This is a genomic window from Rhizobium sp. RAF36 (genome assembly GCF_052114105.1).
GTDB lineage: Bacteria > Pseudomonadota > Alphaproteobacteria > Rhizobiales > Rhizobiaceae > Rhizobium.
This window is the reverse complement of record NZ_JBFREC010000008.1, coordinates 1-23,250: the sequence shown is the minus strand read 5'-3', so window position 1 is coordinate 23,250 and position 23,250 is coordinate 1. Positions and strand designations below refer to the sequence as shown.

Annotated in this window: 20 protein-coding genes; 17 read left to right on the top strand and 3 right to left on the bottom strand. The window is 62.2% G+C overall.

The window, feature by feature from the left end; translation table 11 throughout:
• The first annotated feature begins 8 nt into the window (after positions 1-8).
• The 9 genes from AB4Z25_RS23455 (at position 9) to AB4Z25_RS23415 (ending at position 12,167) form a co-directional block, all read left to right on the top strand.
• Entirely contained in the window at positions 9-1,283 is a 1,275-nt protein-coding gene (locus tag AB4Z25_RS23455) for a CmpA/NrtA family ABC transporter substrate-binding protein (protein WP_442209376.1), read from the top strand.
• A gap of 360 nt (positions 1,284-1,643) precedes the next feature.
• Complete coding sequence (locus AB4Z25_RS23450; RefSeq protein ID WP_442209375.1) at positions 1,644-2,942, top strand: CmpA/NrtA family ABC transporter substrate-binding protein; 1,299 nt, start codon at positions 1,644-1,646, stop codon at positions 2,940-2,942.
• A 59-nt stretch (positions 2,943-3,001) separates the two neighbouring features.
• On the top strand, positions 3,002-3,889 hold the full coding sequence (gene ntrB / locus AB4Z25_RS23445; protein WP_442209373.1) for a nitrate ABC transporter permease: 888 nt from the start codon (positions 3,002-3,004) through the stop codon (positions 3,887-3,889).
• A 71-nt stretch (positions 3,890-3,960) separates the two neighbouring features.
• Entirely contained in the window at positions 3,961-4,758 is a 798-nt protein-coding gene (locus tag AB4Z25_RS23440) for an ABC transporter ATP-binding protein (protein WP_112388218.1), read from the top strand.
• A gap of 4 nt (positions 4,759-4,762) precedes the next feature.
• The gene (gene nirB, locus AB4Z25_RS23435) at positions 4,763-7,213 is read left to right on the top strand and encodes a nitrite reductase large subunit NirB (RefSeq protein ID WP_442209370.1); all 2,451 of its coding nucleotides are present in this window, start codon (positions 4,763-4,765) and stop codon (positions 7,211-7,213) included.
• Positions 7,214-7,217: 4 nt separating this feature from the next.
• Positions 7,218-7,553, top strand: a complete 336-nt coding sequence (nirD, locus tag AB4Z25_RS23430) for a nitrite reductase small subunit NirD (protein ID WP_112514901.1) — start codon at positions 7,218-7,220, stop codon at positions 7,551-7,553.
• A 206-nt stretch (positions 7,554-7,759) separates the two neighbouring features.
• The gene (locus AB4Z25_RS23425; RefSeq protein WP_442209368.1) at positions 7,760-10,414 is read left to right on the top strand and encodes a nitrate reductase; all 2,655 of its coding nucleotides are present in this window, start codon (positions 7,760-7,762) and stop codon (positions 10,412-10,414) included.
• A gap of 145 nt (positions 10,415-10,559) precedes the next feature.
• Positions 10,560-11,591, top strand: a complete 1,032-nt coding sequence (locus tag AB4Z25_RS23420; RefSeq protein WP_112514897.1) for a CorA family divalent cation transporter — start codon at positions 10,560-10,562, stop codon at positions 11,589-11,591.
• Positions 11,592-11,660: 69 nt separating this feature from the next.
• The gene (locus tag AB4Z25_RS23415) at positions 11,661-12,167 is read left to right on the top strand and encodes a hypothetical protein (protein WP_112388987.1); all 507 of its coding nucleotides are present in this window, start codon (positions 11,661-11,663) and stop codon (positions 12,165-12,167) included.
• 3 nt (positions 12,168-12,170) lie between these two features.
• Here the strand turns inward: AB4Z25_RS23415 and AB4Z25_RS23410 are convergent, their stop codons facing one another.
• The gene (locus AB4Z25_RS23410) at positions 12,171-12,494 is read right to left on the bottom strand and encodes a DUF6074 family protein (RefSeq protein ID WP_442209366.1); all 324 of its coding nucleotides are present in this window, start codon (positions 12,492-12,494) and stop codon (positions 12,171-12,173) included.
• Positions 12,495-12,688: 194 nt separating this feature from the next.
• Between AB4Z25_RS23410 and AB4Z25_RS23405 the strand changes: the two genes are divergently transcribed.
• The 5 genes from AB4Z25_RS23405 (at position 12,689) to AB4Z25_RS23385 (ending at position 17,185) form a co-directional block, all read left to right on the top strand.
• Positions 12,689-13,183, top strand: coding sequence for an Lrp/AsnC family transcriptional regulator (locus tag AB4Z25_RS23405; protein WP_112597459.1), 495 nt, complete (start codon positions 12,689-12,691; stop codon positions 13,181-13,183).
• A gap of 119 nt (positions 13,184-13,302) precedes the next feature.
• Positions 13,303-14,799: an NAD-dependent succinate-semialdehyde dehydrogenase gene (locus AB4Z25_RS23400; RefSeq protein ID WP_442209364.1), complete on the top strand. Its 1,497-nt coding sequence runs from the start codon at positions 13,303-13,305 to the stop codon at positions 14,797-14,799.
• A gap of 37 nt (positions 14,800-14,836) precedes the next feature.
• Positions 14,837-16,216 (top strand): aspartate aminotransferase family protein, encoded by a 1,380-nt coding sequence (locus tag AB4Z25_RS23395; protein WP_442209363.1) that lies wholly within the window; start codon positions 14,837-14,839, stop codon positions 16,214-16,216.
• A gap of 92 nt (positions 16,217-16,308) precedes the next feature.
• Complete coding sequence (locus AB4Z25_RS23390; protein WP_112388225.1) at positions 16,309-16,506, top strand: hypothetical protein; 198 nt, start codon at positions 16,309-16,311, stop codon at positions 16,504-16,506.
• A gap of 40 nt (positions 16,507-16,546) precedes the next feature.
• Positions 16,547-17,185 (top strand): alpha/beta hydrolase family protein, encoded by a 639-nt coding sequence (locus AB4Z25_RS23385; RefSeq protein ID WP_442209361.1) that lies wholly within the window; start codon positions 16,547-16,549, stop codon positions 17,183-17,185.
• A gap of 666 nt (positions 17,186-17,851) precedes the next feature.
• On the opposite strand, the gene AB4Z25_RS23380 is transcribed toward AB4Z25_RS23385, so the two are convergent.
• Positions 17,852-19,903: an FAD-binding oxidoreductase gene (locus AB4Z25_RS23380; protein ID WP_442209360.1), complete on the bottom strand. Its 2,052-nt coding sequence runs from the start codon at positions 19,901-19,903 to the stop codon at positions 17,852-17,854.
• Positions 19,904-19,953: 50 nt separating this feature from the next.
• A complete protein-coding gene (locus AB4Z25_RS23375) occupies positions 19,954-20,565 on the bottom strand; it encodes a glutathione S-transferase family protein (protein ID WP_112388228.1) in 612 nt (203 codons plus the stop codon).
• A 125-nt stretch (positions 20,566-20,690) separates the two neighbouring features.
• On the opposite strand from AB4Z25_RS23375, the gene AB4Z25_RS23370 reads away from it, so the two are divergent.
• From AB4Z25_RS23370 to AB4Z25_RS23360, 3 genes are all read left to right on the top strand, one after another.
• The gene (locus AB4Z25_RS23370) at positions 20,691-21,584 is read left to right on the top strand and encodes a LysR family transcriptional regulator (protein ID WP_442209359.1); all 894 of its coding nucleotides are present in this window, start codon (positions 20,691-20,693) and stop codon (positions 21,582-21,584) included.
• A gap of 74 nt (positions 21,585-21,658) precedes the next feature.
• Positions 21,659-22,891 carry a peptidase T gene (gene pepT / locus AB4Z25_RS23365; RefSeq protein WP_442209357.1) on the top strand — a complete coding sequence of 411 codons (1,233 nt, stop codon included), beginning with the start codon at positions 21,659-21,661 and terminating at the stop codon, positions 22,889-22,891.
• Positions 22,892-23,084: 193 nt separating this feature from the next.
• Positions 23,085-23,250, top strand: a 166-nt coding sequence (locus AB4Z25_RS23360; RefSeq protein ID WP_442209651.1) for an FAD-dependent oxidoreductase, incomplete at its 3' end; no start/stop codon positions are given.

Below are 23,250 nucleotides of genomic sequence, written 5' to 3'. Positions count from 1 at the left end.
TGAATGTCTTGACGAAAATCAGCAGCGGCGATGGCCGCGCCGCATCTCCCGCCCTTTTGACCGGTGAAGGACCAAAAGTCCTGCGCGCCGGCTTCATTCCGCTGGTCGACGCTTCCGTCTTGATCGCAGCCGCGGAATTCGGCTTTGCCAAGAAGGAAGGGCTGACGCTCGATCTGGTCAAAGACGTCTCCTGGGCCAATGTGCGTGACCGGCTGGCGTTCCGTCAATTCGACATCGCCCATATGCTGTCGCCGATGCCGGTCGCAGCCATGCTCGGCCTCGGCTCCAATCCGTCCCCGGCAATCACGCCCTTTTCGCTCGGGCGCGGCGGCAATGCGATCACCCTCTCAACGCGCCTGTTCGAGCGCATGCAGCAGACGGCAGGCATTTCCGAGACTGCCGGCGCGCTCGACAATGCCAAGGCGCTTGCGGCCGTTCTCGCCGATATGCGCGCGCGCGGCGAAGCCATGCCGACCCTTGGGATGACCTATCCCTTTTCGTCGCACAATTACGAATTCCGCTATTGGCTGGCAGCCGGCGGCATCGACCCGGACAAGGACGTGAAGCTCGTGGTCGTTCCGCCGCCGCTGACCTCCGACGCGCTGGCAGCCGGTGGCATTGACGGCTTTTGCGTCGGCGCACCGTGGAACATGGTGGCCTCCGAACGCGGCGTCGGCCGTATCGTCGCCGCCAAGCAGGATATCTGGCCTTCTGCGCCGGAAAAGGTGATCGGCATGCGGCCGGATTGGGCCGAGAGCCACCCGGAAACCGTGTCGCGGCTGATCGTGGCGCTCGATGGCGCCGCCCGCTGGTGCGACGATCCCGCCAATCACGACGCGCTGGCGGAAGCGCTGGCCGACGCTCGCTATATCGCCGCCCCGGTCGAGATCATCCGCCACGTTCTCGCCGGCGAATTCAGCCTCGACGCCAAGGGCAACCGCCGCGTCATCGAAAACTACTTCCAGTTCCACGCCGGTCACGCCAATTATCCACGTCCCAGCCAGGCGCTCTGGATCTATAGCCAGATGGTGCGTTGGGGCCAGGCGGAACCAAGCCTGACGCTGGCACGCGCCGCCGCTTCCGCCTACCGGCCCGATCTCTACCGTGCCGCACTCGGTGATGGCTGCACACCTGAAGACGCCGACGTGCGGATCGAGGGTGAGCGCGATGGCGACCGCTTCATGGACGGCCGGATCTTCGATCCGGGCGACTTCGCTGGCTACATCAACGGCTTTCCAGTCAAGAGCGCATCCATCCTCATCCGCGAGCCCACAGAGGCGTAAAGCTCTACTGCGCTGCACAAATCGATGGCATGCGGGCGCGCCTTGTTGAGAGCATTCGCATAAAAGATACGCAGTTCTCAGAGTTGCTCAATTTGAGGCAGACCGCCCTTTCTGGCTAAAAGCAGCAACCTTTCCAGATACTTGAATAATCTCTTCTGAAACTGGCACGCCCTTTGCAGGGCTAACAACGTCCGGATCAACGGCGATCCAGGCAGACGAGCGCGCGATAGGCGTTCGCAACAGACATCGACGTCGCAAGGTTTTTGCAGTCCGGGACCTCCCTTCCCGCAGACGCAATCTCCGAGCGGCGTTTTTTTATGCCCAAAATCCGGCAACCACTCGACAGCAAGGGGACTGCGCATGACCAAGATCTTCTCCGGCAGCATCGGCCGCCGCAATGTCCTGAAGATAACCGCCACTGCTGCCCTGATCGGCGCGGTCCGTTCCGCCTTCCCATCGGGCGCTTTCGCTGCGTCGGCAGGGCCGGAAGTATCCGGCGCCAAGCTCGGCTTCATCGCGTTGACGGATACCGCCCCCTTGATCGTGGCCAAGGAAAAGGGTCTCTTCGAAAAGCACGGAATGCCTGACGTCGACGTCGCCAAGCAGGCGTCATGGGGTGCCACGCGCGACAATCTCGTCCTCGGTGGCGCCGCGAACGGCATCGATGGCGCACATATCCTCTCGCCGCTGCCTTATCTCATGCACACCGGCAAGGTGACGCAGAACAACCAGCCGGTCCGGATGGCTGTGCTCGCGCGCCTCAACTACGACAGCCAGGGCATTTCCGTCGCCAAGGAATATGCCGGTACCGGCGTTGGCCTCGACGCCTCGAAACTGAAGGCGGCCTTCGAGAAGAAGAAGGCCGGCGGCGGTGAGGTCAAGGTTGCGATGACCTTCCCGGGCGGCACGCATGATCTCTGGGTCCGCTACTGGCTGGCCGCCGGCGGCATCGATCCCGACAAGGATGTCTCGACCATCGTCGTTCCGCCACCGCAGATGGTGGCCAACATGAAGGTCGGCAACATGGACGTCTTCTGTGTCGGCGAGCCCTGGAACGAGCAGCTCGTCAACCAGGGCATCGGCTTCACCGCGGCGACCACCGGCGAACTCTGGAAGCACCACCCTGAAAAGGCGCTCGGCATGCGTGCCGACTGGATCGAGAAAAATCCCAGCGCCGCCAAGGCATTGCTGATGGCGGTGATGGAGGCCCAGCAATGGTGCGACAGCATGGACAACAAGGAGGAAATGTCGGCGATCCTTGGAAAGCGGCAATGGTTCAACGTGCCGCCGAAGGATGTGCTCGGGCGCCTGAAGGGCGATATCAACTACGGCAATGGCCGCGTCGAGCACGGCACGGACCTCTACATGAAGTTCTGGGCCGGTGGTGTTTCCTACCCCTTCAAGAGCCATGACAGCTGGTTCATTTCCGAAAACATCCGCTGGGGCAAGTTCGCCCCGGATACGGATATCAAGACGCTGGTCGATCAGGTGAACCGCGAGGACATCTGGCGCGAGGCTGCCGAGGATCTCGGCGTTGCCGCCGCCGATATTCCGGCCTCGGCGTCACGCGGCAAGGAGACCTTCTTCGACGGCAAGGTCTTCGATCCGGAAAACCCATCCGCCTACCTCGATAGCCTCGCCATCAAGGCCGCGTCCTAGTTCCCCGCCTCCGGCGCGTGACGGGCGCGCCGGCCTTTTCATTCTCAAGGAGCGATCGCATGTCAGCCCTCGCAAAGAACGAACCGATCACGCCAGTCCCGGCCTCATCGAAAGCCGCGAAAGTGGTGCATCTGACCAAGCCGCCGGTGCGGCGCTTCAATCTCGGCAGTCTCGGTGCGGCCATCGTGCGCAATGTCGTACCGCCGATGATCGTGCTCTTCATCATCCTCGGCGTCTGGCAGGTTCTCTGTTCGTCGCCGACCGCCTCGCTCCCTTCGCCGCATCAGGTCTGGCAGGAAAGCTATGATCTGATCGCCTATCCGTTCTTCAACTATGGTTCGCAGGATATCGGCCTCGGCTGGCGCGTACTGATTTCGCTGCAGCGCGTTGCCTATGGCTTCGGCCTGGCGGCCGTAGGCGGCATCGTCATCGGCGCCATCATCGGCCAGTCGGTCTGGGCGATGCGCGGCCTCGACCCAATCTTCCAGGTGCTGCGCACCGTTCCGCCGCTCGCCTGGCTGCCGCTGTCGCTGGCTGCCTTCCAAGACAGCAATCCGTCGGCGATCTTCGTGATCTTTATCACCTCGATCTGGCCCGTGATCATCAATACCGCCGTTGGCGTGCGCAACATTCCGCAGGATTACCGCAACGTTGCCGAGGTGCTGCGACTCAACCAGGTCGAATTCTTTTTCAAGATCATGCTGCCATCGGCCGCCCCCTACATCTTCACCGGCTTGCGGATCGGCGTCGGCCTGTCCTGGCTCGCCATCGTCGCGGCCGAAATGCTGACCGGCGGCGTCGGTATCGGCTTCTTCATCTGGGATGCGTGGAACTCCTCGCGCCTGCCCGACATCATCGTCGCGCTCGCCTATATCGGCGTCGTCGGCTTCGCCCTCGACAAGCTCGTTGCGGCAGCCGGACGGCTGATTACCCGCGGCGCAAACTGAGGAGCAGCAATCCAGGAAAAGCGGGAACCGGTTTTCCGTCCGGAATTGCGTCCAGAACAAGGGATACTCAGATGACTGCCTATTTGAAGCTCGACCATATCGACAAGCATTTCGATCGCGGCGGCACGCGCGCCGAAGTCCTGAAGGGGATCAACCTGACGATCGCCAAGGGCGAGTTCGTTTCTATCATCGGCCATTCCGGCTGCGGCAAGTCCACGCTGCTCAACCTGATCGCCGGGCTGACGCCGGTGTCTTCAGGCGCCGTTCTGCTTGAAAACCGGGAGGTGAATGCACCGGGGCCGGAACGCGCCGTGGTGTTCCAGAACCACTCGCTGCTGCCCTGGCTGTCGGTCTATGACAACGTCAATCTGGCCGTCTCCAAAGTCTTCGGCGGCACCAAAACGAAGGCCGAACGCCATGACTGGGTGATGGCCAATCTCGATCTCGTGCAGATGGCGCATGCCAGGGACAAGCGCCCCGCCGAAATCTCGGGCGGCATGAAGCAGCGTGTCGGCATAGCACGCGCACTAGCGATGGAACCGAAGATCCTGTTGCTCGACGAGCCCTTTGGCGCGCTCGATGCCCTGACCCGCGCCCATCTGCAGGATGCGGTGATGGAAATTCATCAGCGGCTCGGCAACACCATGGTGATGATCACCCACGACGTCGACGAAGCGGTACTGCTGTCCGACCGGATCGTGATGATGACCAATGGCCCGGCGGCGCGCATCGGCGAAGTCCTCGACGTTCCGATCCCGCGTCCGAGGGGTCGCATCGAGCTTGCTTCCGACAGAACCTATCTCAAATGCCGCGAGGCCGTGCTGAAGTTCCTCTACGAACGTCACCGCTTCGTCGAAGCTGCGGAGTGAACCCATGACCGAGAAACTCGTCATCATCGGCAATGGCATGGCGCCCGGGCGCATGCTGGAACATCTCTTCGAACAGGCCCCCGGCCGCTATCAGGTCACGATCTTCAACGCCGAACCGCGCGTCAACTACGACCGCATCATGCTGTCGCCAGTTCTCTCCGGTGAGAAGACCTATGACCAGATCGTCATCCATGGTGACGGCTGGTACATCGATCACGGCATCACGCTCTACAAGGGCCACAAGATCGTCGCGATCGATCGGATGGCGAAGACCGTCACGTCGGATCACGGCGTCACTGAGAGCTACGACAAACTCGTCATCGCCACCGGCTCGGTGCCTTTCATCATTCCGGTTCCCGGCAAGGATCTGCCGGGGGTCATCACCTATCGCGATCTGGACGATGTGCAGGCCATGCTGCTTGCCGCACAGTCGCGCGCCAAGGCGGTCGTCATCGGCGGCGGCCTGCTCGGCCTTGAAGCGGCCGCAGGTCTCAGCTTGCGCGGCATGGATGTCACCGTGCTGCACGTCAACCCGACCCTGATGGAGCGCCAGCTCGATCCCGCCGCCGGCTATCTCCTGCAGAAGGCGATCGAGGAACGCGGCATCAAGGTGATCTGCAAGGCCAATACCAAGGCGATCGTCGGCGACGGCAAGGTCGAGGGCATCGAGCTCGATGATGGCAGGATCATTCCCGCCACCCTCGTCGTCATGGCTGTCGGCATCCGACCCAATGCCGGTCTTGCAAAGGACGCCGGGCTGGCCGTCAATCGCGGTATCGTTGTCGATGACGGCATGCAGACGTCCGACGGCAGCATTTTCTCACTCGGCGAATGCGCCGAGGTCGATGGCATGGTCTACGGACTTGTCGCGCCGCTCTACGAGATGGCCCGCATTGCCGCCGCGCATCTGGCCGGTGATACCAAGCCTGCCTTCGTTCACTCCGACACGCCAACCAAGCTCAAGGTCACCGGCATCGAGCTCTTCTCGCTGGGCGATTTTGCCGATGGCGACGATCGCGAGGAGATCGTGCTCCGCGATGCGACAGCCGGCATCTACAAGCGGCTCGTCATCAAGGAAAACCGCATCATCGGCACGGTACTCTACGGCGAAACCGCCGACGGCGCCTGGTTCAACGACCTGAAGAAGAAGACGACCGATATTTCGCAGATGCGCGATACGCTGATCTTCGGTCAGGCCTACCAGGGAGGGTCGCCGCTGGACCCTATGGCGGCCGTTGCAGCCTTGCCGGATGATGCGGAAATCTGCGGCTGCAACGGCGTTTGCAAGGGAAAGATCACGTCTGCCATCAGCTCCAAGGGCCTGACATCGCTCGATGATGTCCGTGCGCATACGAAGGCGTCAGCCTCCTGTGGCTCCTGCACCGGACTTGTGGAACAGCTGATGTCGATGACGCTCGGCGACGCCTATAGCGCCAAGGCGGTTCAGCCGATGTGCACCTGCACCGAGCTCGGCCATGACGACGTCCGCCGCCTGATCAAGGCGAAGAAGCTGAAGACGATCCCCGCCGTCATGCAGGAACTGGAATGGAAGACGTCCTGCGGCTGCGCCAAATGCCGCCCGGCGCTGAACTATTATCTCGTCGCCGACTGGCCGGATGAGTATGCCGACGACTACCAGTCGCGTTTCATCAACGAGCGCGTCCACGCCAACATCCAGAAGGATGGCACCTATTCCGTCGTGCCGCGCATGTGGGGTGGGGTGACCAACGCCAGCGAATTGCGCGCCATCGCCGATGTCGTCGACAAGTTCGAGATCCCGATGGTGAAAGTCACCGGCGGCCAGCGGATCGACCTTCTGGGGATCGAGAAGGAGGACCTGCCTGCGGTCTGGGCCGATCTCGGTAAGGCGGGTTTCATCTCCGGTCAGGCCTATGCCAAGGGGCTTCGGACCGTGAAGACCTGCGTCGGCTCCGACTGGTGCCGCTTCGGCACGCAGGATTCCACCGGCCTCGGCATCCGCATCGAAAAGTTCATGTGGGGCTCCTGGACACCGGCAAAATTGAAGCTCGCGGTCTCCGGGTGTCCGCGTAACTGCGCCGAGGCGACCTGCAAGGATATCGGCGTCATCTGCGTCGATTCCGGTTTCGAGATCCACTTCGCCGGCGCCGCAGGCCTCGACATCAAAGGCACGGAAGTGCTCGGTCTGGTGAAAACCGAGGATGAGGCGCTGCAGCACATCGTGGCGCTGACGCAGATGTACCGCGAGCAGGGCCGCTATCTCGAGCGCATCTATAAATGGGCAAAACGCATCGGTCTCGACGAAATCCGCCGCCAGATCATGACGGATCACGACAAGCGCCGCGGGTATTACGAGCGCTTCGTCTTCTCGCAGACATTCGCCCAGGTCGATCCCTGGTCGGAACGCGTCTCCGGCAAGGACAAGCATGAGTTCAAGCCGATGGCGACTGTCGGCTTCAGCGAAGCGGCAGAGTGAGGAGATGGATATGAACTGGATTTCGATCGGCAGCATATCCGATATCCCGCTGCGCGGCGCGCGCTGCGTGAAGACGCCCCAAGGCAAGATCGCCGTCTTCAGGACGGCAGAGAACGAGGTCTTCGCGATCGAGGATCACTGTCCGCACAAGGGCGGGCCGCTCTCGCAGGGTATCGTCCACGGCAAGGCCGTCACCTGCCCGCTGCACAACTGGGTGATCTCGCTGGAAACAGGGAAGGCTCTTGGGGCGGATGAGGGTGTGGTGCGTACGATCCCCGTCAGGAACGAGGATGGGGCGCTGTTTATAGCGTTCGAGAGCTTGATGATGGCGGCGGAGTGAGCGGCTGATGGTGGAGAGAACACCCCCCTCTGCCCTACCGGGCATCTCCCCCTCAAGGGGGGAGATCGACTCGCGGTTGGCGTCTCGCCAAACAATTGAAGGTAGAACGATCGGCCGCGCCCAGCCAATCTCCCCCCTTGAGGGGGAGATGTCCGGCAGGACAGAGGGGGGTAACCACACCCGCCAATACCTGAGAGGGCACCCCCATGCCCACTGAAACCAAAACCACCTGCCCCTATTGCGGCGTCGGCTGCGGCGTCATCGCGAAACTTGACGACAGCGGATCGGTATCCGTCACAGGCGACCCGGATCATCCCGCCAATTTCGGCCGCCTCTGCTCCAAAGGCTCGGCCCTCGCCGAAACCATCGATCTCGACGGCCGCCTGCTTTATCCTGAGATTGGTGGAGAAAGGTCAAACTGGAATGCCGCTCTCGACCTCGTCGCCTCCAAATTCTCCGAAGTCATCGCCGAACACGGCCCTGATGCCGTCGCCTTCTATGTCTCCGGCCAGCTGCTGACCGAGGATTACTACGTCGCCAACAAGCTGACGAAAGGCTTCATCGGTTCGGGCAATATCGACACCAATTCCCGCCTCTGCATGTCGTCGTCCGTCGCCGGTCACCGCCGCGCCTTCGGTTCCGATACCGTGCCCGGAACCTACGAGGATCTGGAGCTTGCCGATCTCGTCATCCTGACGGGTTCGAATCTCGCCTGGTGCCACCCGGTTCTCTACCAGCGGCTTTCGGCTGCAAAGACCACCCGCCCGGGCATGAAGATCGTCGTCATCGATCCGCGCCGGACGATGACCTCTGACATTGCCGACCTGCACCTTGCGATCCGCCCCGATGGCGACGTCGCGCTTTTTACCGGATTGCTGGCGCATATCGCCACCAGTCCAGCGATCGACCAGAACTATATCGGCGCTCACACGGCGGGATTTGGCGAGGCCTTCGCTGCCGCATCATCGATCAGCTGGGACACGCTGCTGGAAAGGACCGGGCTGCCCGCCATGCAGCTCCGCGAATTCTTCCGGGTGTTCGAAACCACCGAGCGGGTGGTCACCTGCTACAGCCAGGGCGTCAACCAGTCGTCATCGGGCACGGACAAGGTCAACGCCATCATCAACTGCCACCTGGCGACCGGCCGGATCGGCCGGCCGGGCATGGGACCGTTTTCGCTGACCGGCCAGCCGAACGCCATGGGCGGACGCGAAGTCGGCGGTCTTGCCAACATGCTAGCCGCCCACATGGCCATCGAAAACGCCGACGACAGGGATCGTGTCCAGCGCTTCTGGTCGTCGCCCGTTATTGCGCAGAAGCCCGGTCTCAAGGCCGTCGACATGTTCCGCGCCGTCGCCGATGGGCGTATCAAGGCGCTCTGGATCATGGCCACCAATCCCGTCGTCTCTATGCCTGACGCGAACGCGGTCGAGGCAGCGATTGCCGCCTGCCCCTTTGTCGTCGTTTCCGATGTTCTGCGAGAGACGGATACGACCCGCCATGCCGATGTGCTGCTGCCATCGCTCGGATGGGGAGAAAAGGATGGCACCGTCACCAACTCCGAGCGCCGCATTTCCCGCCAGCGTCCATTTCTGACCACTCCCGGCGAAGCAAAGCCGGACTGGTGGCAGCTTGCGCAAGTTGCGCGCCGCATGGGACACACGAGCGCTTTCGGCTTCGAAAACCCTGCGGCGATATTCGCCGAGCATGCCGCATTGTCGGCTTTCGAGAATGGTGGCACGCGTGACTTCGATATCGGCGCGCATGCCGATCTGGATCCTGATGCTTACGACAGTCAGCCGCCGTTCCAATGGCCGGCGCCGTCAGGCGGCGGCAACACGGCCCGGTTCTTCAGCCAGGGCGGCTTCTTTCACGGCGATCGCCGCGCCCGTTTCATCGCCGTCGAATTGCCGGAGACGGATCGCACCAGCAGCGACTACCCGCTGACACTCAACACCGGGCGTATCCGCGACCAGTGGCACACCATGACCCGCACCGGCAAAAGCGCGCGCCTGTCTGCCCATATCGCCGAGCCCTTCGCCGAGATCCATCCCCGCGACGCGATAGAACTTGGCGTGCGCAGCGCCGGTCTGGTGCAGCTTGAAAGTCCGCATGGCACGGCGGTTGTCCGCGCGCTGGTGACCGACCGGCAGGCTCGGGGCAGCGTGTTCGTCCCGATGCATTGGAACGACCAGTTCGCCGCCCGGTCCCGCATCGATGCCGTCGTCGCGCCCGTCGTCGATCCGCTCTCAGGCCAACCGGCTTCGAAAAACGTTGCGGTCAAGATTCAGCCGGTGAAGGTCCAGCACTATGGCTTCGCGGTCTCGGTCGAAAAACCGGATGGTCTCGACTGCGATTACTGGGCACTCGCCAAGGCGGACGGTGGCTGGCGGCTGGAATTTGCCGCATGCGACAGCATTCAGGATTGGACGGGGTGGTGCAGAGCGCATCTCGGAATTCCGATGGAGGCGGAGCCGATCGGCTACACCGACGGCGCGACTGGTGAGACCCGCCTCGCCTTTTTCGACGGCAGCCGCCTGCTTGCCGCCCTCTTTATCGCCGCCGAGCCGGTCGCCGTCGCCCGCACCTGGGCCATCCAGCAACTGGTTGCCTCGCATGACGACTTGCGCAAACGCTTCGCGATCGTAGCCGGCCGGCCGGGCGCCGGAAAGCCGGATCCGGGCGCCACCGTCTGCTCCTGCTTCGGCGTCGGGGTCAACCAGATCATCGGCGCGATCCGCGGCGGCTGTCACAGCGTCGAAGCGGTCGGCAGGGAGCTGAATGCGGGAACCAATTGTGGCTCCTGCCGCGCCGAAATCCGCACGATCATCGACGGATGTCTGGCGGCTGCGGCGGAGTGAGCGGTTCGGCCGAACAGACCGCAAAGCATGCGATCATTGATCAGAAACTGTAGTTCCGCCACCCTTCGCGAAGTGCTAAACCATGCCGAAATAGCTGCATGATTTCGCTTTCTTTTTTGCACTTTCGACGGGAGGATGGGCACGGATGGAGGTCGCAGGCCAGAAGATCCAGCTGAGTTACGGCGTGGAACCCGGCATACGTTTTGCCGTCATTCTCGATGGCAAGGGCGGCTGCCGCGAAATCGGCGCGGCCGGTCTTCGCGACTGGAAGCCTGCCGATGGCATTCTCTGGGTTCACCTGGAACGCGATCACGACGCAGCTGCCGCCTGGGTCGCCAGCAACGGTGGTTTCGATCCGCTCGTAGCCGATGCCCTGCTAGAGGACGAATCCCGTCCACGCGTCGAGCCCGTTGACGACGGTCTGCTGATCATCCTGCGCGGCGTCTGCGCGGCGCCACCCGAGGAAGCCGAGGACGCCACCATCGAGATCGATCTCGTTCCCCTTCATGCCTGGGTGGACGAAAACCGCGTCGTGACGCTGCGCGACAGTGGACATTATATCACGGCGCTGCGCGATATTCGGCAGGCGCTCGAAAAGGGCAAAGGGCCGAAGCGGACAGGCGAGTTGCTCGCCCTCGTCAGCGACAAGCTTGTCAGGGACTTGGAGCCGGTTCTTGACCAGATGGACGAGGAAGTCGACGAACTCGACGAATTGATCTTTCATGGTGAGGCCGCCGAGGTCCGGGAGCGCCTGAAGTTGTTACGCCGGCGGTCCGTACAGCTGCGCCGCTACCTCGCACCACAGCGCGACGCGCTGAACCGCATAGAGCATGACGACGCGCCCTGGCTTGCCGAGCGCGACAAGCTCCGGATGCGCGAGGTCATAGACAAGCTGATGCGCTTTATCGAATATCTGGATGCGATCCGCGACCGTACCGGCATCCTGCATGACGACTTGTCGACCGTGATCAGCGAGCGCATCGCCCGCAATTCCAACCGACTTGCCGCCCTCGCCGCGCTGCTCCTGCCGCCGAGCGTCGTCGCCGGCCTGTTCGGCATGAATGTCGGCGGCATTCCTGGCGTCAACGACACCTGGGCCTTCATCATCATCGTCGCCTTCGTGGCGGCAACCTCGATCGCGACCCTCTATATCCTGAAGCGCATCAACTGGCTCTGAACTCATCAGGCGGAACCGCGGCCGCTTTCACGGCGTTCTGTGTCAATTCCGCTCATGGGGATTAAGATCATGCGCATTCAGGCACGCCTCTTTGCAATTCTTGCCGGACTTTGCGTTGCGGCGCCGGCCGCCGCCGACGAGGCAGGCTTCCTGCAGCCGCTTAGCGGCAACTGGACGGGAACTGGCAAAGTCACCCGCAAGATCGGCAGCTCACCGATCAACGTCTCGTGCAAGTTCAATATCAACGCGCCGGGAGCTTCGATCTCTATGCGCGGCAATTGCCGCGGGCTTCTGGTGATCAACCGCGCCATATCCGCCGACCTGACGGCACGGGGCACGCGCTATTCCGGAACCTATGTCGGCCCGTCAGGGGCGCCCTCGCAGCTTTCGGGAAGTCGTCAGGGCGATGTGATCAATCTCGCGGTCCGCTGGGCGCGTCTGATCAATGGCGACCGCAATGCCAACATGACGATCAGCAAGCGCGGTAACAGCCAGTTGTCGATCCAGACGGTCGACAGGGATCCGGCATCCGGCAAGACCGTGGTCACCAGCGAGATCAGCCTGCGCCGGCTTTGACGATCAGGCGATACGGCGCTTCTTCTGCTGTTCGGCGCGCGTTGCGGCCAAGGCCCGGGCCTGGTGGCGCTGGACGAGTACCGTCTGGACGGTTGCCTGAAAATCGAGAACGCGCTCGCTGATCGCTTCGCTTGCCAGTCCGCACTGGGCGAGTTCGTCCGCCAGCCGGCGGCACTCAGACTTCCAGAATGTCACGGCTGCCTCGCCATGCAGGTTGTCGAGCGTTTCGGCGCAACGATCGACATCGCCTGCCTTGCTCACATCGCGCACGATCAAAAGTTCACTGTTCTTAAGAGCGGCAAGAAGCGCCGCAGGAGAGGCATCCATCGAATCATCCCGGTTCACGAACTCAATCGTTAGACCGGCGATGGTTAACGACTGCTTGCGCATCGAAGAGATCGCGTCCCGATCTGCCTTGCGGCGTTATTCAGGTATCTTGGAAGTCACCTCGATTGACGCCAGCCAAATGCGCTTCCATTGTCGCGCTCGCTTTTGAAATGATTTGGACGGCCGGAACGATCATGAAACTTGATGCCATCGACCTCAGAATTCTCGATGCGATTCAGCGGGATGGCCGCATTACCAAACTTGCTTTGGCAGAAAAGGCCGGGCTTTCGCCGACGCCCTGCTGGATGCGGCTGCGCAAGCTGGAAAAAGCAGGCATCGTCACCGGTTATCATGCCCGCATCGCCCTGCGCAAAATCGCCCCGGTCGCCAGCGTCATGGTGGAAGTGACGCTCGCCAATCACCGGCAGAGCGATTTCGAACGCTTCGAGCGGGCGGTCACCGGCATCCCGGAAATCGTCGGCTGCTGGTCGGTCGGTGGTGGTGTCGATTATTTCCTGAAGGTCGCAGCCCCTGACATCGATGCCTACCAGCGGCTGATCGATGGCCTGCTCGATCGCGAGCTCGGGATCGAGCGCTATTTCACCTATATCGTTACCAAGACCGTCAAGGACGAGACGGTCTTGCCGGTCGCAGCCCTGGTGCAGACAGAGACCCCATCCGAGCCATAGACAGATCGTGTGGCCTGCCGCCCAAGCCTTAGACAATCTCTCTCTTTGAAGTGCCCTCAAAGGACAAAATCTCGCCTCCTCCCGTGAAAGACTTCGCCGTCGGTAACGAGGAGACAGACATGACTGCGGTTTTTGCCCGCCCCGATTTTCATCAGGCGCTGTCGCGCCTCAAGGACAGGCATCTGCTGCGGGACCTCGCCTATTGCGATGGCCGCTGGTCTGCAGGCACCGACGGCAAAAGCTTCGAGGTTACCGATCCCGCAAACGGCGCAACTGTCGCCTGGGTCGCAAGCCTTGGCGCTGAAGAGACCACGGCGGCCATCGATTCCGCTGCACGCGCCATGCCCGCCTGGCGGGCGATGCTGCCGCAGGCGCGGGCTCGGATTCTTCGCAAATGGCACGACCTGATGCTGGAAGCCAAGGACGATCTGGCTCTGATCATGACGCTGGAACAAGGCAAGCCGCTGTCGGAATCGCTCGGCGAAATCGACTATGCCGCCTCCTTCGTCGAATGGTATGCCGAAGAGGGCAAGCGGCTGAATGCCGAAAACGTCACCAGTCATCTGCCGGGCGCCGAGATGATCGTTCGCCGCGAAGCGCTTGGCGTCGCAGGCATCGTCACGCCCTGGAATTTTCCGTCCGCGATGATCACCCGCAAGGCGGCCGCCGCCCTTGCCGCCGGCTGCACCGTCGTTGCTCACCCGTCTTCGGAAACGCCGCTCTCTGCACTGGCTCTTGCCGAACTCGGCGAGCGTGCCGGGCTTCCCGCCGGGGTCTTTAATGTCGTGACCGGCGATGCTGCGACCATCGTCGGCCGCCTTTGCGAAGACGAGCGCATCCGGGCAATCAGCTTTACCGGCTCGACCGGTATCGGCAAGTTGATCGCAGGCCAATGCGCGCCGACCATGAAGCGGCTCGTCATGGAGCTCGGCGGCCACGCCCCTCTCATCATCTTCGACGATGCGGATATCGCGCAGGCGGTGAAGATCGCCATCGACGCGAAGTTTGCGACCTCTGGCCAGGACTGCCTCGCCGCCAACCGCATCTTCGTGCATCGCTCGATCGCTGCACAGTTCGAAGCGGCATTTGCCGAGCGTATCCGCGAACTGAAGGTCGGCGACGGCCTGTCCACCGGTGCCGAAATCGGCCCTCTCATGCATGAGCGCGCCGTCGCCAAGGTCGAGGAGCAGGTCGAGGATGCGCTGAAGCGCGGCGCCAGGCTCGTCACCGGTGGCAAGCGGCACAAGGCGGGCAAACTGTTTTTCGAACCGACGCTGCTGTCGGATATCCCGGCCGACGCGCTGATCATGCGCGAGGAAACCTTCGGCCCGGTCGCGGGCATCACCGTCTTCGATACCGAAGAGGAGGTCGTCGCCAAAGCCAACGACACCGAATACGGCCTCGTCGCCTATGTCGTCACCGCCAATGGCGCGCGGCAGATGCGGCTCGGACGGGCGCTGGAATACGGAATGGTCGCCATCAACCGGGTGAAGATCACGGGCGGCCCGATCCCCTTCGGCGGCTGGAAGCAATCCGGCATCGGCCGCGAGGGCTCGCGCCACGGCATCGAGGCCTTCACCGAGCTCAAATATCTCTGCATCGACACCGCCGCCTGACGCGGCACTCACACTCATGACATCAAGGACATCTGCCATGCTCGACAGAAGCAACGAACTCAACGCCTGGGACCGCGACCACTTCTTCCATCCCTCGACGCATATGGGCATGCACGCCCGCGGCGAAACGCCGACCCGCGTCATCTCTTCGGGCGAAGGCGCCTACATCACCGACACCAATGGCCGCACCAGCCTGGATGCCTTTGCCGGTCTCTACTGCGTCAATGTCGGCTACGGCCGGCAGAAGATCGCCGACGCGATCGCCAATCAGGCGAAGAACCTCGCCTACTACCATTCCTATGTCGGTCACGGCACGGAAGCCTCGATCACGCTGTCGAAGATGATCATCGACCGGGCACCCGAGGGCATGAGCCGCGTCTATTTCGGCCTGTCCGGCTCGGATGCGAACGAGACCAACATCAAGCTGATCTGGTACTACAACAACATTCTCGGCCGCCCGGAGAAGAAGAAGATCATCTCGCGCTGGCGCGGCTATCATGGCTCCGGCGTCATGACCGGCTCGCTGACCGGGCTCGAACTCTTCCACAAGGCCTTCGATCTGCCGCGGGCGCCTGTCCTGCATACCGAGGCGCCCTACTATTTCCGCCGCCCGGACCGCTCGATGGACGAGGAGCAGTTCTCGCAATATTGCGCCGACAAGCTGGAAGAGATGATCCTGGCCGAAGGCCCGGATACGGTCGCCGCCTTCATCGGTGAGCCGATTCTCGGCACCGGTGGCATCGTGCCGCCGCCGAAGGGATACTGGCAGAAGATCCAGGCCGTGCTCGACAAGTATGACGTCATGCTCGTCGCCGACGAAGTGGTCACCGGCTTCGGCCGCCTCGGCACCATGTTCGGCTCTGATCACTACGGCATGAAGCCCGGTCTGATCACCATCGCCAAGGGCCTGACCTCGGCCTATGCCCCGCTCTCCGGCACCATCGTCTCCGACAAAGTCTGGCAAGTGCTGGTTCAGGGTTCGGATCAGATGGGCGCGATCGGCCATGGGTGGACTTATGCGGCGCACCCGATCTGCGCGGCAGCCGGCATTGCCAATCTGGAACTGATCGATGAGCTCGATCTCGTAAAGAACGCCGGCGAAACCGGCGCCTACTTCCGCAGCGAGCTTGCCAAGGCTGTCGGCTCTCACAAGCATGTCGGCGAAGTGCGCGGCGACGGCCTGATGGCGGCGATCGAATTCGTCGAAGACAAGGATGACCGCAAGTTCTTCGACGTCTCGCGCAAGATCGGCCCGCAGATCTCTGCTGCGCTTCTGGAGCGCGGCGTGATCGGCCGGGCGATGCCGCAGGGTGACATCCTCGGATTTGCGCCGCCGCTCTGCCTGACGCGCGCCGAGGCCGATATCGTCGTCAAGGCTGCCGCCGGCGCCATCGATACGGTCCTCAAGTCGATTTGATAGATCGGGAGCCTGCAATAGCGGGCTCCCCTCCGCGGTTGCGGAACCAATTGTTTGCTCGCCAGTTTGCCTTGTGCAGAAGGAGCAAAACCATGCTGACACTTGAAGACGCACTGATGGTCTCCGCCGAGCGCGTCGCTCATTGCCGTGGAGAGGTCGAACTCGACATTGTCGATATCATCGACAGGTTCGAGGCGGTCGGCTTTTCCCGCAAGGAAGTGCTGGTGGCGCTCAGCGAAATTCTGACGGAGCAATTCGCCGGCCTGCCGGATCTGCCGCGCTTCCATTAAGGCGCTGGCGGCAACCGCGGTCAGCCTGTAGAAAACAGCGATGGACATCCGCTTCCTGATAACAGGCGATGATAGCGCCGGAACCACTATTCTTCTCGCCCATGGCGCTGGCGCGCCGATGGATTCCAAATCGATGAATGCTGTCTCCGCAGCACTCGCTGATGCCGGTTTCCGCGTCGCCCGCTTCGAATTCGGCTATATGTCCGCCCGCCGGACATCCGGCCAGCGCCGCCCTCCACCGAAGGCCGAGACGTTGCAGTCGGAATATCGTGACGCCGTCGAGGCTCTCAATTGCCAAGGCAGGCTGATCATCGGCGGCAAGTCGATGGGCGGACGGGTCGCCAGCATGGTGGCCGATGACCTTTTCGCGGCCGGTCAGATCGCCGGGCTTCTCTGCCTCGGCTACCCCTTCCATCCTCCGGAGAAACCGGCGCAGCTGCGCACCGCCCATCTGGAAGGATTGCGTACGCCAACCTTGATCGTGCAGGGTACACGCGATGAATTCGGCACCCGGCCCGAGGTCGAGGGCTATAGGCTTTCGGCAGCGATCCGGATCCTGTGGCTGGAAGACGGCGACCATGACCTGGTCCCGCGCAAGAAGATTTCCGGCTTCGCGGCGTCCGACCATCTGAAGACAACAGGCACAGAAGTCGCAGCCTGGGCTGCAACGCTGACATAGAGCCGAAAAAGAAAAAGGTGCTCTACCCTTTCGGGGAGCACCTTTTCTTTATTGCCCGGACGGCAAACGCTTGGCTGACCAGAGGTCGGCTTCGCAGGCCATCGATACGGGTGGTGAGCGCTAAATAGCTTCACGCCCCCGCGATTTCAAGGGTCCTGCCAGCATTTTCTGCAATTTTTTGATCAGCGTTCCCACGACGCTTAAAGGACACCCGCCTCCCATCAGGGCTGGGAGGCGGGCGTACTAGAAAGCCGGTACGCAATACTTGAACCGGCTCGTGTGGCCACGGCCGGAGAATGCCCTGAAACGGGGCGTATTCAAGCGAATGCTGATGTGGTGGTTACGGGGTAAGCTTAACGAGGCTGGGGAGAAGCCTTCGCCAAGCGCCTCATGAGATTTGGCGCGATATGACATGGTCTGTCTGACTCACGCGGCGTAAGTCAAAACGGCGGCAGCTATAACGATCATTGTTACGCTGACCAGACCTATCAGACCGTAATTTGGTGCAGCGTTCATGCTGTCCCTCCTGTTTGATAGTGGGACAGATTTTCCTATAAGGTGTGCCACTTGGTAAAGAACGCAAAACGAGCATCATATTTCATGGTATAGGCGCCGTTAACGGCTGTATTCAGCCAGTTTTTCCGCCTGTTCGACGCCCATTTTGCATCAGATGTCGAGCAGCAGATCACCACCTTCTGCAGGCACCGAACAGCAGATCAACGCCTCGCCGCCTTCGACTGGATAGCTGGGCTCCGAGACGTAGCTGACGGCGCCCTTGACGATGCGCGTTCTGCAGTCGCCGCAGTTCCCGGCACGGCAGCCATATGTCGGGGAAAGCCCGCGTGCCTCGGCAAATTCCAGCAGCGAACCGTCTCCAGGCTTCCAGCGTGCCTCCTTCGCAGACTGAGTGAAGATCACCTTTGCAGGCGTTGTGGCCGCCGGTTTCGACGGCACGCCCGCCGCGGTGACAGGTTTGGCATCGCGCTTCAGCGCCGAGGGACCGAAGGCTTCGGCATGGATGCGCTCTTCCGCGATGTTCAATCCACGCAAACCATCATGAATCGATTGCATGAAGGCGCCGGGGCCGCAGAGATAGAAGTCATAGTCGGCGAATGGCAGATGCGCCTTCAGGAGCTCCATGTCGATGCGGCCCGCCGCATCGTATTTTCCCGCATCGTCGGCAGCCGGGGAACTCAGCACCCGGATATCGTGGACCGAGCCATTTGCGCGCTCGACTAGCCCGGCAATTTCCTGATCGAAGGCGCGCTCACCGTAGGTGCGTGACGACCGGAACAGCCAGATCGGCCGCCGGTGACGTGTTCGGTCACCTTCATGAACCACATGGCGCAGCATCGATAGCATGGGCGTGATGCCGATGCCGGCGGCCAGCAGAACCGCGGGCCGCTTGCGCTCCATCGCCTCGATGGTGAATGCGCCGCCAGGCGCCCGTGCCTCGATCTCGTCGCCCGGCTGCATCCGGTGCAGCAGGTTCGATGCCTTGCCCTCGCGCTTGACGCTCAGCCGGTAATGGCCGTCCGATGGTGCGCTCGAGATCGTATAGCTCCGGCGGATCTGCTGATCGCCGTCGGCGATGCGGATAGGCAGATGTTGCCCAGCCAGATGTGGGATCAACGCTTCGCCATCGACGGGCGCCAGCGTCAGCGAACGGATCGTCTCGCTCTCATCGACAGCCTTCTCGATGCGGAAACGCCGCCAGCCGTTAGCCTTCTCGGCGGCCTGTAGGCGGCGTTCCGCCTGCGCCCAGCTGCCGGTCATCAGGCTGCTCGGAGAGAAGCCGTTTTCGGCAAAGGTCCAGCGCAGCGGCAAGGCCTCGGGCCGCAGCACGATCTTCTCCGGTGTGAAGCGCCAGAGGCGCTCGGCACCATCGAACGCTGCGATCTCCGGCGAATCCAGGATGACCTCGACCGCTCCCGTCAACTGCAGCATGCCGCCGCTTTCGTGATCGACGAACACCAGCCCTGCCCGCGGATTGACCATGAAATTGCCAAGCGTGCTGAAGAACAGGTTCCCGTTGAAATCCGGCACGGTCAGGCTGCCATCGGCATCGATGCGAACGAAGCCCGGCTTGCCGCCGCGGTGGGAAACGTCCACTTCCCGGCCCTCGCCGCGATCGGCATAGGACGCGACGAAGAACGTATCGGCTTCCTCAATGATCTTCCGTGCCTCGCCTTCCAGCCGGTTCGAGACGATTGCCGCAGCCGTGGAGCTTGCCGCCGGATCACGGATGAACGTGAACTGGCGGTTCTGGATATAGCGCGGGCAGTTGCCGAAGCTCTGGCCAACGGTGACCGAAAAGCGGTCATCGGCGCTGCGGCTGACGGTGCCGTTCAGCCGGTTTCTGCGCCGGGTAATCAGATCGACCCCGACCATGCCGATCGGATCGCCGTCCTCCATGCCGCGCTCGGCCGGGTCATCATGATCACGCGCCACCTCGATATCGAGCGTCAGCGGGTCCGGAGAATGCAGAAAACCGGGCTGCCCGGCGCGGATCGTCGCCCAGGGCGCGCCATCCGGATCGACCGCGCCGATGACGATGAACGGCAGCAACGGGTAGAACTCGCGGTGCTGGTCCAGCAGATAGGGGCGCAGCACCTTGCGACCGACGGGATCCATCTGCTCGGCCATCCCGACGCTACGCTGCAATTCGAGTTCGCCTTCATGCCAGGGCGAAGCTGGTGTTTCGGCACTATCAAGCATGAGAGCCTCCAATGGAGAAGCGGCCGGATGTCTCCGGCCGCGGTTTGCCGCTAGGCGGCAAGGCCAGCCGCTGTCTTCTGGAACGGTACGAAGCCCGGTAGCGCCTCGATTCGGGCCAGCCAGTGGCGGACCTCGGGATAGGCGGCGAGATCGACGTTTCCTTCAGGTGCGTTGACGATGTAGCTGTAGAGCGAGACGTCGGCGATCGTCGGCCGGTCGCCGATGATGAAACGATGCGTCTCAAGCTCGGCATTGATCAGCGTCAGAATGCGGTGGGCGCGGGCAATCACTTCCTCGGCGCGGAAATTGGCACCGAAGACGGTGATCAGGCGCGCCGCTGCTGGCCCGTAGGCGATTTCGCCTGCAGCCACCGACAGCCACTTCTGTACCTTCGCCGCCGTTGCAGCATCATCCGGCAGCCAATCCTTGCGGCCAAGTTTCGTGGCGACATACACGAGGATGGCGTTGGAATCGCTGACCGCCACGTCGCCATCTTCCAGAACCGGTACCTGGCCGAACGGGTTGAGCTTTAGATAGTCAGGCGACTTATGTGCGCCGCCGGGGATATCGACTTCGACAAGCTCAGCCTTGACGCCGAGGAGCGAGAGAAACAGCACGGCGCGGTGGGCGTGGCCGGAGAGCGGGAAATGGTGGAGTTTCATGGGGGTGCCTTTCGCAGCGGGTTGAAATCCGTTGGCCCGAAGACCTGCGAAGAAACCTAGTGATTTCCGCTTTTCTGTAGTAGATAGCGATCTTGATAGTTATCCTCTCGTTTTTCGGAGGTCAGATGGATCGTCTTGATGCGATGAGCGTGCTTTTGGCGGTGGTCGAGAACGGCAGCCTGTCGGCGGCCTCGCGCGCCCTGCACTCGCCTCTACCGACTGTCAGCCGCAAGATATCGGAGCTGGAGGCCCATCTCGGCATCCGGCTGATCAAGCGCACCAACCGCCGCATTTCGCTGACCGAAGCAGGCGAAGGCTATGTAAGTGCGGCGCGCGAAATCCTCGGACGCGTCGAGGAGGCGGAACGGCGGGCCACCGGCGAATATCTGGCGCCCAAGGGCGACCTGACGATGACAGCGCCGATCGTCTTCGGACGGCTGCACGTCCTGCCTGTCATCACCGATTTCCTAAAAGCCTTCCCTGAAATCAACATGCGGCTGGTGATGAGCGACCGGCCGGTCAGCCTGGCCGACGAGCATATCGACGTGGCGCTGCGCATCCGCCATCTCTCGGAAAACAACCTGATTGCGACCCGGCTCGGCACCGTCAGGCGAACGGCCTATGCCAGCCCGGATTATCTGCGGCGGCGCGGCACGCCCCTTGATCCGCAGCAGCTTGCCGATCACGCCTGCATTTCCTTCGAAGGGGTCACGCCGGCGCAGTTCTGGGTCTTTCGCCAGGATGGTCAGGATGTGTCCACGCCGATCCATCCCCGTCTTTCCGTCAACACCGCCGAAGCTGCAGTCGATGCTGCGGTCTCCGGTCTCGGCATCACCCGCACGCTCTCCTACCAGGCAAAACGCGCCGTCGAGGACGGGCGGTTGGTGCCGCTACTGGAAGAATTCGAACAGCCCCCCTCTCCCGTCAGTCTCGTGCATCTGTCACAGGGCGTGCTGCCGCTGAAACTCCGGGCCTTTCTCGACTTTGCCGCGCCGCGGCTTCGCGCTGTGTTGCGATAGGTGGCGAAACGCCGTTCACCTTGGCGGCGTCAGCGGCTATACCGGTCTTCCCATCACGCATTTCGGATGATCCCATGACCAGCACCGTCCTCGACCGCTTTTTGCGCTACGCCGTCATCGATACCCAGTCAGACCCGGCATCGAAGAGCCAGCCCTCGACCGAGAAGCAGAAGAATCTCGGCCGGGTGCTCGTCGAGGAGCTGCTGGAAATCGGCCTTGCCGACGCGCATCTTGACGAGCACGGCTATGTCTACGCGACGATTCCCGCAAACACTGCCAAGGCCGTTCCGGTGATCTGCTTTTGCTCGCATATGGATACGGCGCCCGATTTCACCGGCACCAACGTCAAGCCGCAGATCGTCAGGAATTACCAGGGCGGCGATATCAGGCTGACGGGCGATCCGCAGCAGGTGATCCGTGTTGCCGATCATCCCGAGCTGAAGAACCAGATCGGCAACGACATCATCACCACCGACGGAACGACGCTGCTCGGCGCCGACGACAAGGCCGGGCTTGCCGAAATCATGACGGCGGCGAAATTCCTGATCGACAATCCCGATATCAAGCACGGGACGATCAAGCTCTTGCTCACACCGGACGAGGAAATCGGCCGCGGCGTCGACAAGGCGGATCTGAAGAAACTTGGCGCCGAGTTTGCCTACACGGTCGACGGCTCGACAGCCGGCGAAATCGAGGACGAGACCTTTTCCGCCGACGGCGTCGAGATCGTCATCCAGGGCGTTGCCATGCATCCGGGCTTTGCCAAGGGCAAGATGGAGAACGCCATCAAGATCGCCGCCGATATCATCGCCCGGCTGCCGAAGGAGATCGCGCCGGAAACGACCTCAGGGCGCGACGGCTTCATTCACCCGACCGGCGTGACCGGTTCGATGGAGAGGGCCGAGCTCGGCTTCATCATCCGCGATTTCGTCGATAACGGCCTTGCCGCCAAGGAAGCCCTGCTCGAGGACCTCGTCAAGGTCGTCATGCAGGCCTATCCCGGCTCCTCCTACACCTTCACCGTCAAGCACCAGTACCGGAACATGAAGGCCGTGCTCGACCGCAATCCGGAGATCGTCGACCACGCGATCGAGGCGATCAGGCGTGCAGGCATGACCCCGGTCCGCGGCAGCATCCGCGGCGGCACGGATGGTTCGCGGCTCTCCTTCATGGGGCTTCCGACCGCCAATATCTTCGACGGCGGACACGCATTCCACTCGCCGCTGGAGTGGGTCAGCCTGCAGGATATGGAAAAAGCCGTGGCAACGATCGTCGAAATCGCCAGGATCTGGGAAGAGCGCGCTTGAGCCACTGCATTCGCCAGCAAAGCGAAAGTGCGGTTTTCACCCATTGCACAGCTGAGCAATGATTTGCGCCTGATCTTCCGTTTTTGGATGCCTGAAACATTCGTTTGACATTCGCTTCGTCTTCACTTCTAGTCTGCGTAGTTTCGGTTTGCCGGGGAGGGTAACCGAGACAAAAGGCACACGGGAGGGGAATGTGGGCCAGGCACTTCACGACCTATTCGTGATCGGCGGCGGTATCAACGGCTGCGGGATCGCCCGGGATGCGGCTGGCCGCGGCTATTCGGTGGCGCTGGCCGAGATGAACGACTTCGCCTCGGGCACGTCGTCGGGTGCCACCAAGCTCATCCATGGCGGTCTGC

Coding starts and splice junctions, on each gene's coding strand:
- AB4Z25_RS23450 (WP_442209375.1), top strand. CDS start 1,644: ATGACCAAGATCTTCTCCGGCAGCATCGGCCGCCGCAATGTCCTGAAG.
- ntrB (WP_442209373.1), top strand. CDS start 3,002: ATGTCAGCCCTCGCAAAGAACGAACCGATCACGCCAGTCCCGGCCTCA.
- AB4Z25_RS23440 (WP_112388218.1), top strand. CDS start 3,961: ATGACTGCCTATTTGAAGCTCGACCATATCGACAAGCATTTCGATCGC.
- nirB (WP_442209370.1), top strand. CDS start 4,763: ATGACCGAGAAACTCGTCATCATCGGCAATGGCATGGCGCCCGGGCGC.
- nirD (WP_112514901.1), top strand. CDS start 7,218: ATGGATATGAACTGGATTTCGATCGGCAGCATATCCGATATCCCGCTG.
- AB4Z25_RS23425 (WP_442209368.1), top strand. CDS start 7,760: ATGCCCACTGAAACCAAAACCACCTGCCCCTATTGCGGCGTCGGCTGC.
- AB4Z25_RS23420 (WP_112514897.1), top strand. CDS start 10,560: ATGGAGGTCGCAGGCCAGAAGATCCAGCTGAGTTACGGCGTGGAACCC.
- AB4Z25_RS23415 (WP_112388987.1), top strand. CDS start 11,661: ATGCGCATTCAGGCACGCCTCTTTGCAATTCTTGCCGGACTTTGCGTT.
- AB4Z25_RS23410 (WP_442209366.1), bottom strand. CDS start 12,494: ATGGATGCCTCTCCTGCGGCGCTTCTTGCCGCTCTTAAGAACAGTGAA.
- AB4Z25_RS23405 (WP_112597459.1), top strand. CDS start 12,689: ATGAAACTTGATGCCATCGACCTCAGAATTCTCGATGCGATTCAGCGG.
- AB4Z25_RS23400 (WP_442209364.1), top strand. CDS start 13,303: ATGACTGCGGTTTTTGCCCGCCCCGATTTTCATCAGGCGCTGTCGCGC.
- AB4Z25_RS23395 (WP_442209363.1), top strand. CDS start 14,837: ATGCTCGACAGAAGCAACGAACTCAACGCCTGGGACCGCGACCACTTC.
- AB4Z25_RS23390 (WP_112388225.1), top strand. CDS start 16,309: ATGCTGACACTTGAAGACGCACTGATGGTCTCCGCCGAGCGCGTCGCT.
- AB4Z25_RS23385 (WP_442209361.1), top strand. CDS start 16,547: ATGGACATCCGCTTCCTGATAACAGGCGATGATAGCGCCGGAACCACT.
- AB4Z25_RS23380 (WP_442209360.1), bottom strand. CDS start 19,903: ATGCTTGATAGTGCCGAAACACCAGCTTCGCCCTGGCATGAAGGCGAA.
- AB4Z25_RS23375 (WP_112388228.1), bottom strand. CDS start 20,565: ATGAAACTCCACCATTTCCCGCTCTCCGGCCACGCCCACCGCGCCGTG.
- AB4Z25_RS23370 (WP_442209359.1), top strand. CDS start 20,691: ATGGATCGTCTTGATGCGATGAGCGTGCTTTTGGCGGTGGTCGAGAAC.
- pepT (WP_442209357.1), top strand. CDS start 21,659: ATGACCAGCACCGTCCTCGACCGCTTTTTGCGCTACGCCGTCATCGAT.